Source organism: Mycobacterium sp. ACS4054, assembly GCF_001667275.1.
Taxonomy (GTDB): Bacteria; Actinomycetota; Actinomycetes; order Mycobacteriales; family Mycobacteriaceae; genus Mycobacterium.
Window position 1 is genome coordinate 14,780 of sequence record NZ_LZHV01000019.1, and the last position, 13,047, is coordinate 27,826.

12 protein-coding genes and 1 pseudogene are annotated in these 13,047 nt (G+C 68.7%); 4 read left to right on the forward strand and 9 right to left on the reverse strand.

What is annotated here, in order from left to right:
- Window positions 1–51 precede the first annotated feature (51 nt).
- Together A5730_RS04550 and A5730_RS04555 are read left to right on the forward strand one after the other, a co-directional pair.
- The gene (locus A5730_RS04550) at window positions 52–552 is read left to right on the forward strand and encodes an isoprenylcysteine carboxyl methyltransferase family protein (RefSeq protein WP_067896234.1); all 501 of its coding nucleotides are present in this window, start codon (window positions 52–54) and stop codon (window positions 550–552) included.
- A complete protein-coding gene (locus tag A5730_RS04555; RefSeq protein WP_067896237.1) occupies window positions 549–1,565 on the forward strand; it encodes an NAD(P)/FAD-dependent oxidoreductase in 1,017 nt (338 codons plus the stop codon). The genes A5730_RS04550 and A5730_RS04555 overlap by 4 nt, the downstream gene beginning before the upstream one ends.
- Before the next feature lie 7 nt (window positions 1,566–1,572).
- On the opposite strand, the gene A5730_RS04560 is transcribed toward A5730_RS04555, so the two are convergent.
- Window positions 1,573–2,319 (reverse strand): crotonase/enoyl-CoA hydratase family protein, encoded by a 747-nt coding sequence (locus A5730_RS04560; RefSeq protein ID WP_067896278.1) that lies wholly within the window; start codon window positions 2,317–2,319, stop codon window positions 1,573–1,575.
- 47 nt (window positions 2,320–2,366) lie between these two features.
- A complete protein-coding gene (locus A5730_RS04565) occupies window positions 2,367–3,515 on the reverse strand; it encodes a thiolase family protein (RefSeq protein WP_067896240.1) in 1,149 nt (382 codons plus the stop codon).
- A gap of 196 nt (window positions 3,516–3,711) precedes the next feature.
- Between A5730_RS04565 and A5730_RS04570 the strand changes: the two genes are divergently transcribed.
- Window positions 3,712–4,002, forward strand: a complete 291-nt coding sequence (locus tag A5730_RS04570) for a hypothetical protein (RefSeq protein WP_067896243.1) — start codon at window positions 3,712–3,714, stop codon at window positions 4,000–4,002.
- 77 nt (window positions 4,003–4,079) lie between these two features.
- Here A5730_RS04570 and A5730_RS04575 read toward each other — a convergent pair whose 3' ends face one another.
- From A5730_RS04575 to A5730_RS04605, 7 genes are all read right to left on the reverse strand, one after another.
- Window positions 4,080–5,564 carry an aldehyde dehydrogenase family protein gene (locus A5730_RS04575; protein ID WP_067896247.1) on the reverse strand — a complete coding sequence of 495 codons (1,485 nt, stop codon included), beginning with the start codon at window positions 5,562–5,564 and terminating at the stop codon, window positions 4,080–4,082.
- A 90-nt stretch (window positions 5,565–5,654) separates the two neighbouring features.
- Entirely contained in the window at window positions 5,655–6,869 is a 1,215-nt protein-coding gene (locus A5730_RS04580; protein ID WP_067896250.1) for a cytochrome P450, read from the reverse strand.
- 10 nt (window positions 6,870–6,879) lie between these two features.
- Window positions 6,880–7,872: an SDR family oxidoreductase gene (locus A5730_RS04585; protein WP_067896254.1), complete on the reverse strand. Its 993-nt coding sequence runs from the start codon at window positions 7,870–7,872 to the stop codon at window positions 6,880–6,882.
- Window positions 7,865–9,007, reverse strand: a complete 1,143-nt coding sequence (locus A5730_RS04590; RefSeq protein ID WP_067896258.1) for a spirocyclase AveC family protein — start codon at window positions 9,005–9,007, stop codon at window positions 7,865–7,867. Before A5730_RS04590 ends, A5730_RS04585 begins: the two co-directional genes overlap by 8 nt.
- Window positions 9,008–9,018: 11 nt before the next feature.
- Complete coding sequence (locus tag A5730_RS04595) at window positions 9,019–10,131, reverse strand: ABC transporter substrate-binding protein (RefSeq protein WP_067896261.1); 1,113 nt, start codon at window positions 10,129–10,131, stop codon at window positions 9,019–9,021.
- 88 nt (window positions 10,132–10,219) lie between these two features.
- Window positions 10,220–11,062, reverse strand: a complete 843-nt coding sequence (locus A5730_RS04600) for a CbbQ/NirQ/NorQ/GpvN family protein (RefSeq protein ID WP_067896268.1) — start codon at window positions 11,060–11,062, stop codon at window positions 10,220–10,222.
- A gap of 98 nt (window positions 11,063–11,160) precedes the next feature.
- On the reverse strand, window positions 11,161–12,810 hold the full coding sequence (locus A5730_RS04605; RefSeq protein WP_082946713.1) for a nitric oxide reductase activation protein NorD: 1,650 nt from the start codon (window positions 12,808–12,810) through the stop codon (window positions 11,161–11,163).
- A 129-nt stretch (window positions 12,811–12,939) separates the two neighbouring features.
- Between A5730_RS04605 and A5730_RS24610 the strand changes: the two are divergent.
- Window positions 12,940–13,047 (forward strand): annotated as a pseudogene (locus A5730_RS24610) (short-chain dehydrogenase); the annotation flags it as partial.

Consider the following 13,047-nt stretch of genomic DNA (forward strand, 5'->3'; position numbering starts at 1 on the left):
AGCGGCATCGTGGACCCGGTACGGGAGTCCCGGTCAAGAGATAGTGGAGACATGTATTACCTGCTGGTTCTGGCGGTCGGCATCGAACGCGTGGCGGAACTGGTGGTGTCCAAGCGCAACGCGCAGTGGTCTTTTGCCCAGGGCGCCAAGGAGTTTGGTCGGCCGCACTATCCGGTGATGGTGGTCATCCACACCGCGCTGCTGGTCGGCTGCGTTCTGGAGCCGTGGGCCCTGCACCGGCCGTTCCTTGGATGGCTGGGGTGGCCGATGCTGGCGGTGGTGGCGCTGAGCCAGGGCCTGCGCTGGTGGTGCATCGCCACGCTGGGTCGGCGGTGGAACACCCGGGTGATCGTGCTGCCGCAGGCCCCGCTGGTGCGCGAGGGGCCCTACCGGTGGCTGCACCATCCGAACTATGTTGCAGTGGTGGCTGAGGGGTTGGCGCTGCCGTTGGTGCACACGGCTTGGCTGACCGCGGCCCTTTTCACCCTGGCCAACGCGGTGCTGCTGAGGGTGCGGCTGCGGGTCGAGAACTCGGCTCTGGGCTACACGTGAGCGACTACGACACCGACCTGTTGATCGTCGGCGGCGGGCCGGGGGGCCTGGCCACGGCGTTACACGCTCGCCGGCACGGACTTTCGGTGATCGTCGCCGACCCGCGGGAGGGCCCCATCGACAAGGCGTGCGGCGAGGGCCTGATGCCCGGTGGGCTCGCCGAGCTGATGTCGCTCGGGGTCGACCCGGCCGGCATGCCGTTTCACGGCATCGCCTACGTCAACGAACACCGCCGCGCGCAGGCGCGGTTCCGCAACGGGCCCGGCCGGGGCGTGCGCCGCACCACGCTGCACGCTGCGCTGGCCGCTCGCGCGAAAGAGCAAGACGCCGAATGGATTCGGGCACGGGTGACCGGTGTGCAACAGGATGCTCACGGGGTGACGGCCGCGGGCGTGCGCGCGAAATGGTTGGTGGCCGCCGACGGACTGCACTCACCGCTGAGGCGGGCCGTCGGAATCGCGGCGACGGCCGGAACGCCGCGACGCTACGGCGTGCGCTGGCATTTCCGCGTGCCGGCGTGGTCGGAATTCGTCGAGGTGCACTGGTCGCGCTGGGGCGAGGCGTACGTGACGCCGGTCGAGCCGGATCTGGTGGGCGTCGCGATCCTGTCGGGGGGCCGGCCCGACCTGGCCTGGTTCCCCGAGCTCGCCGGGCAGCTCGCGGGCGCCGACCGCGGGGAGGCGCGCGGCTGCGGCCCGTTGCGGCAGGTGGTCTCGCGCCGGGTCGCCGGGCGGGTGCTGCTGGTCGGCGACGCGGCCGGCTACGAGGATGCGTTGACCGGCGAGGGCATCAGCCTGGCCGTCAAGCAGGCCGCCGCGGCCGTCGCCGCCATCGTCGACGAGAACCCGTCGTCGTATGAGCCTGCGTGGCAACGGATTACCCGCAACTACCGCCTGCTCACCCGGGCCTTGGTGCTGGCCAGCGTCCCACCGGTGACGCGCCGCGCCATCGTGCCGGCGTGCACGCTGCTGCCCGGCGTGTTTCGGCGCGGGGTGAACGTCCTGGCGAGTTAGATCGCTACTAGCGCGCCTTCCACACCGGCTCGCGCTTCTCGGCGAACGCCAGCGGCCCTTCCCTGGCGTCTTCCGACCGGATGAGGTCGCGCATCTCGTCCATGGTGCGCCGCCAGCCCGCCTCCTCGTCGGTGACGACGCCGTTGTCGACCCCGGTGGCGATGCGCTTGCTGGCCTGCACCGACAGCGGCGCGTTGACGGTCACCCGCGCGGCCAGCGCCAGGGCGGCCTCGAGCACCGAGCCCTCCTTGACAACCTGATTGATCAGGCCCCACTCGAAGGCGTCCTCGGCGGTGATCGGCTCGCCGGTCAGCAGCAGCTCCATCCCCACCTTGCGCGGCAGTTGCTGCACGATCCGGAAGACGCCGCCGGCGGCCGCGACGAGTCCGCGCTTGACCTCCGGCAGTCCGAACTTGGCCCGCTCGTCGGCCACCACCAGGTCGCTGGCCAGGGCCAGTTCGGTGCCCCCGCCCAGCGCCGTGCCGTTGACCGCCGCGATGGTGGGCTTGTCGATGAAGTGGTGCACGTAACCGGCGAAGCCCCACTCGCCATGGTCGGGGTGATAGAGGTTCTCCCGGCGGGAGATCGCCTTGAGGTCGGCGCCGGCGCAAAACGACTTGTCACCGGCGCCGGTGATCACCACGGCCCGCACCTCGGGATCGTGCTGCGCCTCGTCGAGGGCGTCGCCGACGCCGATGCTGACGGCACCGTTGACCGCGTTGCGGGCCTCGGGCCGGTTGATGGTGATCACCATGACATTGCCGCGGCGCTCGACCAACACCGCCGGCGCCTCGGCGTCGGTCACAACAGCTCCACGATGGTGGCGTTGGCCTGGCCACCACCCTCGCACATCGTCTGCAGGCCGTAGCGAATTCCCTTGTCCCGCATGTGATGCAGCAACGTTGTCATGATCCGCGCGCCGGAACCGCCCAGCGGGTGACCCAGCGCGATGGCCCCACCGTTGGGGTTGAGCTTCTTCTCGTCGGCGCCAATGTCTTTCAGCCACGCCAGCGGGACCGGGGCGAACGCCTCGTTGACCTCGTAGGCCCCGATGTCGCCGATGGACAGCCCGGAGCGCTTCAGCACCTTCTGGGTGGCCGGGATGGGCGCGGTCAGCATGATCACCGGGTCGGCGCCCGCCAGGGTCGCGGTGTGCACCTTCGCGATCGGCTTGAGGCCCAACTCCTTCGCCTTCTCGGCCGACATGAACAGGATCGCGGCCGAACCGTCGGAGATCTGCGACGAATTCCCGGCGTGGATCACGCCGTCCTCCTTGAACGCCGGCTTCAGCGACGCCATCTTTTCCATCGGGGTGCCGCGGCGGATGCCCTCATCCTTCAGCACCACGTTGCCGTCCTGATCCTTGATGCCCACGATCTGGTCGTCGAACGCACCCGAATCCTGTGCGGCTGCGGCCTTTTCGTGCGAGCCCAGCGAGAACTCGTCGAGCGCGGTGCGGTCGAATCCCCACTGCTCGGCGATCATCTCCGCGCCGATGCCCTGGTTGGGGATCCGCCCCTGGTAGCGGTCCAGGAAGGTCTGCGGGTAGGGCCGCCCGCCGTTGGCCAGTGACGATCCCATCGGGGTGCGCGACATCGACTCCACCCCGCCGGCCACGACGACGTCGTAGTGCCCGGCCACCACGCCGGCCGCGGCGAAGTGAATGGACTGCTGGCTCGAGCCGCACTGGCGGTCGACGGTCACCCCCGGGACGCTCTCCGGCCAGCCGGCCGCCAGCAGGGCGGTGCGGCCGATGTCGAGGGCCTGCTCGCCGGCCTGCATGACGCAGCCCCAGATGACGTCGTCGACGAGCTCGGGGTCGACGCCCGCCCGTTCCACCAACCCGTTGAGCACCTGCGCGGACAGGTCGGCCGGGTGCACCCCGGACAGGCCGCCGTTGCGCTTGCCGATCGGTGAGCGCACTGCCTCGACGATGACGGCTTCAGCCATGGTTGTGTCTCCTTTGACGCTAGAACCTCGGGTATCGGTGAAAGTGAGCCTTGCCCTCGATTGTCAACCAACGCGTTGGGAGGTCGCGGGCGGGGGTGGGTTTGGACGATCAGATGGTCTTCCGATTGCCAGCTCTTCGGCACCCCGTCATGTGCGGTTCAACTTTCCGCGAGCCTCGGCGTCGTAGGGTGCCCCGGTGAGCAACCCTTCACCCGGCCCAGGCTGGTGGCTGGCTTCGGACGGCAATTGGTATCCCCAGCAATGGGAGAGCACGTTCGTCTCGTACACGAACGAATCCCTGCAGGCGGTGCTGGACGAGGCGAACCGCCTCACGCAGGCCTACGGCCAACAGGGTTGGGAGATAGTGGGGTCGTCGGTGCAACGCACCCAGGTTGCCCGCGGCTTCAAGGACTACGACAAGGGCGGGGACCACTACTTCGAGTGGAGCATCGTCTGCACCCTGAAACGGCCGGTCGCGCCCGCCTGACTCACGCCGAGATTGCCGCCGCGGTCGCGATCGAGCCAAAACTCGCGGCCATGACGGCAATCTCGACGAACTGAGCCTCACACCGCGGGATAGGCCACCGACTTGATCTCGGTGTACTGGTCGAAACCGGCTACACCGTTCTGGCGTCCCACGCCGCTGTACTTGTAGCCGCCGAACGGGGTGTCGGCGCCGTACGGTGCGCCGCCGTTGACGCCCATGAAGCCGGCCCGGATTCGCCGGGCCACGGCCAGCGAGTGCTCCAGCGAGCCCGACATCACGTTGCCCGCCAATCCGTACTTGCTGTCGTTGGCGATCCGGATCGCGTCCTCTTCGTCGTCGAACGGGATGACCGAGAGCACCGGCCCGAAGATCTCCTCCTGGGCGATCGTCATCGAGTTATCCACGTCGACGAAAAGCGTTGGCCGCACGAAGAATCCCTTGTCGAAGCCGGTGGGCGCGTCCGGCCCGCCGACCAGCGCCGTCGCGCCCTCTTCGACGCCCTTGCGGATGTAGCCCATCACCCGGTTGCGTTGTACCTCCGAAATCACCGGGCCGCACAGCGTTCCCGCGTCCTGCGGGTCGCCACACGTGACGTTCTCGTAGATGCTCTTGAGAATCTCGACGCCCTCGTCGTAGCGGGACCGCGGCAACAGCATCCGGGTGGGGTTCGCGCAGCCCTGCCCGGCGTGCATGCACGGCGCGATGCCGATGGCACACGCCATGCCGAAGTCGGCGTCCTCGAGCACGATGGTGGCCGACTTGCCGCCGAGCTCCAGGAACAGCCGCTTCATGGTGGCCGCGCCCTTTTCCATGATCCGCTGCCCGACCACGGTCGACCCGGTGAACGAGATCAGGTCGACCTTCGGCGACAACGTAAGTTCTTCGCCCACAAAGTGATCCGACGCGGTGACGACGCTGACGACGCCCGCGGGGATGTCGGTCTTCTCGGCGATCAGCCGGCCGAGGCGGGTCGCGTTGAACGGGGTGTTGGGCGCCGGCTTGAGCACCACGGTGTTGCCGGTCGCCAGCGCCTGGCCGAGCTTGTTGATGGTGACCTCGAACGGGAAGTTCCACGGCACGATCGCGCCGACCACGCCGACCGGCTCGCGCCAGACCTTGCGGGTGGTCAGGGTGCCGGTCAGGCTGATGACCTTGTCGCCCAGGTCGGTTTCCCAGGCGTAGTCGTCGATCAACCGGGCGGGATAGCGCAGGCCGTCTTCCAGCGGGGCGTCCAGCTGCGGCCCGAACGTGATGGCCCGCGGGGAACCGACCTCGAGGATGAGCTCCTCGCGCAGCTCTTCCTTCTCCGATTCGATCGCCTCGTGCAGCTGCAGCAGGCAACGCTTGCGCAGCTCGCGGTTCGTCGACCAGTCGGTCTCGTCGAAGGCGCGCCGGGCGGCGTCGATCGCCCGGTGCATGTCCTCCTTGGAGGCGTCGGCCACCTCCCCGAGCGGCTCCTCGGTGGCCGGGTTGATGTTCGTGAAGGTGCCGGCCTGCCCGTCGACGAGCTTGCCGTCGATCATCATCTTCGGCTCGAAGCGGACCTTTACAGCCTCAGTCATATCTGTCACTCTCTTCTGAATCGTGGAGGGGCTACAGAGAGCCTTACCGGAAACTAGCCGATTGGCAAGCTGCAACCCATGCCGGGCTGGCTATTGGGGGTCGAACAGCACCGGTACCGACGTCGGCGAGCGGAAAATCTGCCCGCGAATGTGCGGGTCGTCCGCGTCGGGGTCCAACCGCAAGTTGGGCAGCCGGTCGAGCAATAAGTTGATCGCGGTGCGCATTTCCAACCGCGCCAGGTGCATCCCGAGGCAGACGTGCACGCCGTGCCCCCAGCCCAGGTGCGCCCGGGGCGAGCGGAAGATGTCGAACGCGTCGGGATCGGGGTAGCGGTCCTCCTGCCGGTTGGCGGCGCCCAGCATCGGCATCACGGTCGAGCCGGCCGGGATCGGCACCCCGCCGAGTTCGGTGTCGCGGGTGGCCACCCGGGTGATGGTGAGCAGGGGCGGTTCCCACCGCACGCCCTCCTCGATGGCCTGCGGCAGCAGCGACCGGTCCGCGCGAATGGCGTCCAGCTGCGCGGGATCCGACAGCAGCGCCAGCAGCAGGCTGCCCAGCGACCGGTACGTCGTCTCCACCCCGGCGGGCAGCAGCAGCCGCAGGAAGGAGTAGATCTCCTCGTCGTCGAGCTTCTGCCCGTCGATTTCCGCCTGGGCCAGCGCGCTGATGAGATCGTCCTTCGGTTCGTCACGGCGGGCCGCCAGGATCGGCGCGAAGTAGTCGCAGAGCGCGGCCGACGCGGCAAGGCCGCGTTCGGGATTCAGGATCCAGCTCAGCAGCGAGATGGACCACCGCTGGAACTGCGGGTAGTCCTCCTCGGGCAGACCCAGCAGACCCGCGATGATCTGGCTCGGGTAGTCGAAGGTGAACTCCTTGACCAGGTCGGCCTTGCCGTTCGGCGCGAACTTGTCGATCAGGCTGTTGCCCACCCGCCCGACCAACTCGTCCTCCCAACGCGCCAACGCCTTCTGCGAGAACGCCTTTGACACCAGCGAGCGCAACCGGCCGTGCACCGGCTCGTCCATGCCCAGCATGACGCGCTCCCCCAGCACCGGGCCGAACGCGGCGATGACCGCCGCCGACGAGAACGTCTCGTTGTCGCGCAGCATCTGCTGGGCTTCCTCGTGGCGGTACACGATGAAGACCGGTTTGGATTCCTCGTGCGGCATGCCGGAGATGTCCAGCCGCTGAATGGGCTCCTCGCGGCGCAGCCGCGCCAGTTCCGTGTACGGGTCGCGCACGTCGCCGGAGACGGCGTCGTCGAAGGCGCCGAAGTCTTCCAGGTCGTCGAATAGCTGTTCCATGCCTGCCCCTCTAGTCCCCTTGAGTTTCCTTGCGGCGCTTGGCCGCCAGCGCGGTCAGGCGTTGCAACACCGGCTGCGGCAGCACGCGCGCCGCGAATACCATCGCCCGCTGGGCCGCCGTCAGCGGCCACGCCCCGTCCCGCATCGACCCCTGCCTGGGTATGCCGAGCACGACCCGCGACATGTGGTGCATGCCGGCGGCCGGAAGAATCCTGTTGGCGGCCAGCAGCATCGACGCATCCGGCCCAACGCCGCGACGGTCGAACGGGGCCCGGTCGTCGAGCGCTTTGAGCAGGCCGTCGGTGAACTTCTCGGGCGGCCTGGCGAGTTTCATCGCGGCCCGGCCCCGGCTGTTCATCGTGTTGTGCAGTCGGGCGTACGGGCCGCCGAAGTCGCGGTTGTCGGTGGTGCCCGCGTCGGTGATGATCTCGGTGTCAAACATGCCGGCGACCAACACGGTGACGCCCAGTCCGAACGGTGCGATCTCGCACGCCATGGCCTCACCCCAGCGCTCCAGGGCTCCCTTGGCGGCCGAGTACGGGGCGGTGGCCGGCTGCCCGCGCACGCCCGCCGCGCTGGACACCAGCACGATGCGCCCCTCCCCGGACGCCCGCATCGACGGCAGCAACGCCTGGGTGAGCGCGACGGGCCCCAGGACGCTGGTGGCGAACATGTTCTGCCACAACGCCATATCGGTCTCCTCGACCATCCCGGCGGCCGAGATCCCGGCGTTGTGCACCAGCGCATACGGCGCGCCGACGGTTTCTTCGACGACCTTGGCGGCCGCGGATATCGACGCGGGGTCGAGCAGGTCCAGCTGCACGCCGATCAGCCGGTCGTCCTCCTCGCCCGCCCCCACGGCCGCCCGAAGCGCCGGCATGCCGCTGTCGGGCGTGCGCATGGCGGCGACCACGCGCCACCCCTCGCGGTACAACCGCACCGCCGAGGCGAAGCCCAGCCCGCGGGACGCTCCGGTGACGACGACGGCGCGCGGCTCAGCCATGCGCGCTCGGGGTTGCGCAGGCACCGACACCCGGCGGTGGCGGCTCGACGTGCGGGCGCCCGTTGGGCTCCCCGCTCGCCCAGGTAGACCAGATGCCGACCGAGAACGGGCCCTGCGCGCCGGCCTGCTCGTAATAGCCCTGCGGGTCATACACTTTCGCCTCAGGGTAGGGCCACGGGCACGCGACGGAGGTTGCCGCATGGCTGACCTTGATGACCCAGAACCACGCCCCATAGGCGAAGTAGGACACGTTGATGATGGCGAACATCACCAGGAAGGTGCCGAGCACCGGACGCGTCGGGAAGATCCTGGCCTTGGCGGCCAGCTTCTCGGCCACCGATTTGCCGGTGTCGTCGCGGTAGCACAGGATCGCCGCGGGCACCATCACGAAGGTCACCGAGAACGATTCCCAGATCAACGGGAATTGGAACGTCGTGCCGGTGAAAACCGAACCCCAGGGGATCACCTGCGAGTAGATGTACATCCCCCAGTGGATGAGAGTGTTCTCCAAAAACGCATCGAAGACAAAACCGATGACCAGCGCAAGAAGGCCTAAGCTGACGAGCGGATGGCGCGAAACAAACGATGTGGGACCGTATTTGGCCTGAAGTTTGCGCAGAATCCGGATCGCCGGGAAGTACGGCCCGAAATAAAACATCACGTAGCCGAACACCACGAACGGTTCGACGGTCGGCGACAGCGACACCAGCGGCCACGACTCCGGCCAGTGAATGAGGTCGGGGTTGTACACCGCGAACGGCGACCAGTTCATGATCGGGTCCTGCCACACGATCAGCGTGGTGCACAAGAACATCAGCATCACCGGGCTGCCCGGATTGCGCCGCCACCCGCTGATGAATACGACCAGCAGCACGATCAGCGCCACCACGGTGGCCCAGTCCAGGAAGGTGATGTAGTCAAGCCCGAAGGTGAATTTCACCGGCCGGGGCCGGCCCTGCACGTTCGGATTGGCGACGCGCGGGTCAAGGGCGACACGGCAATTCGCGATGAAGAACAGGGCGAACGCGGCTAGCGCGGCGCCGGCGACCCAGCCACCCCAGCCCCGCCGTTCGGTACGTGGCGGCGACGACAATTTCTCTTGCGCCACAGGCGGTGTGGATTGCTCGGTGCTCATGCCTGTCAGCCTCACTCTCCGAAGCGGTCGACCAGATGCGAGTTGATGCCGTCCGCATCCAGGGTCCGGGCCACCAGATACCCGGAGCCCATCCACGCGCGGCGCGTCCACTTCCCGAAGGAGACGCGGGTGCCGGGGGCGCCCGAGGCGGCGGGCATCATCTTCACCCGCTCCAGCGCCTCCTTGACCCCGCGCGGGCTGAGCGGATGCGCGTCGGCGAACGCGCGCACCAGCGTGGCGGCGACGTCATGGTTGACCACCAAGACGCAATACTCCGGACGGCTGCCGTCGTACCTTTGCGCGTATCGGTCGAGAAAGTCCTGACCGCGCCGGTTCGCCTCGTCGTACTGGTCCACCCCGACCCAGCCCATGAACGCCTTCCACATGATCGGGTTCACCCAGGCGTTCTGGAATGCCGTGGTGGTGAAGCGCGGCGGGTCCCAGTTCACGGCTTCCAGCGCCGGGTTGATGAAGACGATGCCGAACCCGAAACCCAGATGCACGATCGCCTCGGACTTGGCTTCGTGCAGCGTGCGGACGGCGTCGTTGATGTCCTGCGCGGTCTGGGCGATCGCCACTTCGGCCACGATGCGAATCCCATTGCGCCGGCATGCGCTTCGCAGGTTCTTCAGGTAGCTCTCGCCGATCAGGTTCTGCTCCACGAGGACTCCGATTTCGGAGAGGCCCCGCTTGGCGACGAGGTCGGCGATGAAGATCGGCTCGTCGGTCATCGAGCCCTGCGGGAAGGCGAAGGTCCATTCGCCGAGCCAGTCATCGGTGCCGGTGACGCTGATCGCCGGCACCTTGAACCGCTCCTCGATCGCCTCGCGGGTGGGCACGCAGTTGTCGGTGATGTGCGGCCCGAACACCACCAGGCAGCCCTCGTCGACGAGCTCGCCGAACGCGTCGATGACCGCCTTGACCGAGCCCTTGGGTAGCCCCTCCACCTCGCGGTAGATCATGTGCACGGGGCGGTCGATCACGCCCTGCGCGACGGCCTCTTCGAAGACGAGGTCGAAGCACCGGGTGAAACTCGACATCAGCTCGTCGGGGAATCCCGGTGGCAGCTTGAAGTCCATCAGGTAGCCGACCTTGATCGGCTCAGCGCTACTTTCGTACGACATTTGACCTCCCGGGTGGACGACCGCACACGCGCCGATGCAAAAACCTAATATTTGTTCAGACCCTAGCGGCGGCGGTATGCAGCGTCAATCATTCGCCCGCCGCGCCCAGATAGATGTCGATCATCTCCGCCAGGGCCCTCCCGACCGCCACGTCGTCGGTGAGCGGTCCCGCGATCGCGGCCCGGGCGGCCCCACGCAAACTCAGCCCTTCCGCGACGAGCCTGCCCGCCGCGATCAGCACCCGCGTCGACGCGACCTCGCGCAGCCCGCCCGTCTCCAGCCGGCGGATGGCCTGCCCGAAGCGCACCAGCTCCGCCGCGGTGGCACCGTCCACGCCCGCCTCGTGCACGACGATCGCCTCCTCGACATCGGCTGCGGGAAAGTCGAATTCGATGGCGACCATCCGCTGGCGGGTGGAATCCTTGAGATCCTTCAGCACGCTCTGATAACCGGGGTTGTAGGAGACCACCAGGCCAAACCCGGGCGCCGCGTCCAGCGTGACCCCTAGCCGCTCGATCGGCAGCTGCCGGCGGTGGTCGGCCAGCGGATGCAGAACCACGGTGGTGTCCTGCCTGGCTTCCACGACCTCGTCGAGATAGCAGATCGCCCCCTCGCGTACCGCCCGCGTCAGCGGCCCGTCCACCCACACCGTCTCGTCGCCCTGCAGCAGATACCGGCCGACCAGGTCCGCGGTGGTGAGGTCGTCATGACACGCGACGGTGATCAGCGGACGGCCGAGATCGTGGGCCATCGCCTCGACGAAACGGGTCTTCCCGCACCCCGTCGGCCCCTTCAGCAGCAGGGCCAGTCCCTGGCGGTACGCCGCCTTGAAAACGGCTTCCTCGCCGCCGATCGCCTTGTAGTAGGGCCGCGCCCCCTCGACATCGGGGCTCGCGCCGTTCCGTTGGGCAAGCCCGGAGTCGTTGGCCATCGCTTCAGTCATGGTGAAAGGAGCCTATCGCGGAACAGATGTTTGTTTCAAGGCGCCTGACTTGCGGGTTTGGGTGCGATGGCGAAACCGCGCGTCGCTCACGACACCCTGCGGCGGACCTCGGCCGAGCGCAGCGCGGACCGGAACAGCGGGCCGATCACACCGGCGAGTTGGTCGGGGCGCGCGATGGTGGCGTGCGCGGCGCTGCCGAAGACGCGTCGCAACGACTGCACGTCGGTCCCCGCGCCGATGGTCAGGCACACACAGCCGGTGCCGCGGCGGCGGGCCTCGGTCAGGGCGCGCCGCGCATCCGCGGCGCCGTAGCCCCGCTCGTACCCGTGGTCGTATGCGAGCCCGTCGGACAGCACCACCAGCAGCCGCCGTGCGGTGCCCCCGCGCGCCTCCAGCACGGCGTACCCATGCCGGATGGCCGCCCCGAGGCGGGAGTACGCGCCGGGTTCAAGGCTGTTGAGCCGCTTTATGACTCGCACATCGAGATGCTCGTCGAACCGCTTGACCGGCACCATGCTCACCGCCCCGCGGCCCTGCGAGTAATAGGCGTAGAGCGCAACCCGGTCGCCGAGATCGTGCAGCGCGACCGTGAGATTGGCGACCGCCACGCGCTGCTGCTGGTGCACGGTGCGCCCCACCGTGCCGGGCTCCGCGGCCGAGCCCGACACGTCGAGCAGCAGCAGGACCGACAGGTCCCGGCGGCGCCGCAGGCTGTCCAGGTACACGGCCTCGTCGGGGACCGACCCGGCCAGCACCTCGACGCGGGCTTCGACCGCCGCGTCGATGTCGATGTCGTCGCCCTGCGGCTGCCGGTGCCGGCGGTGCAGGCCCATTCCCAGCCGCGACAACGGACGGCGCACGCCGATGGCGGCCTCGATCGCATGCGTCGCCGAGGCTTTGATCTCGGGCTCGACCTCGCGCACGGTGCACCACGCGGGCCGGTACTTCCGGCGCGTGGCGTCCCATTCCGGATACGTGACGCCGTCCGCGGCACCGAGTGCCGGCCGGTCGTCGCTGTCGTCGCCGGCCATGGCCGCCAGCGACGTCACCGCGTACAGCCCGCGCCCGCCGGAGTTCGTCCGATGCGTCGGGGTGTCCGCGCCGGGCGGCCCGCCGCCGCGGCCCGTGTTGCGCGCCGACGAGAGCATCTTCTTCAGCCACTTGCCGATGAAACCGCCGCCACCTACCGGACTGGTGAACATGTCCGGCTCGTCGGAATCGTCGACCTCGCCGTCGTCGAGTTCTTCAAGCTCCCCCGCGGCACGGCCTCGCGGGACGTGTCCGGCGTTTTCGCCCTCTTGGCGTTCGGCCGACCGGGCGGACGCGGCCAGCACCTTCGCCGCGCGGATGACGCCGAAATCGGCTGCGGGGTCGTCGATCGCCGCTCGGCCCTCGGCGATCCGCAGCGACGCGGCGGGCGAATCGCTGCGACTCGCCGTGCCCCGGTCGCCCAGTGCCGCCAGCGCGTTCGGCAGCAGGCCGGCGTTGGCGACGAGGGCGCGGTGCCCCTCCAACGCCAGGTAGCGACGCGCCAGTCGGGGATGGCGGAGCAGCGGCCGGATGACCTCCGGGTCCAGGCTGCCGGCCGCGATCATCGAGGCGTGCACGGCCACCGCCTCGAGCTGTCCGCGCGGGTCCGCGCCGACGTGAATCGTCTGCCCGTCGGTCCACGACGGCTCACCCGGTCGCGACGCGCCCACCGCGGCGGCGCGCCCCGCGAGCGCCGAGGCGAGCATGCCGAGGCCGGGAGCAACGGGAACTTCGGTGGACACGCTCAAGCTCCGAACGGTTGGACGCCGTTGACCAAATATCTGTTCCACCGTAAAGTCCGCTGCGATCGCAGTCAATCGGGCGAGGAGCACATCGTGATTGACTTCACCGGCCAGGTCGCCGTGGTCACCGGCGCCGGCCGCGGGCTCGGTCGGCTGTACGCGCTGGACCTCGCGGCCGGCGGCGCCGCGGTGGTGGTCAAC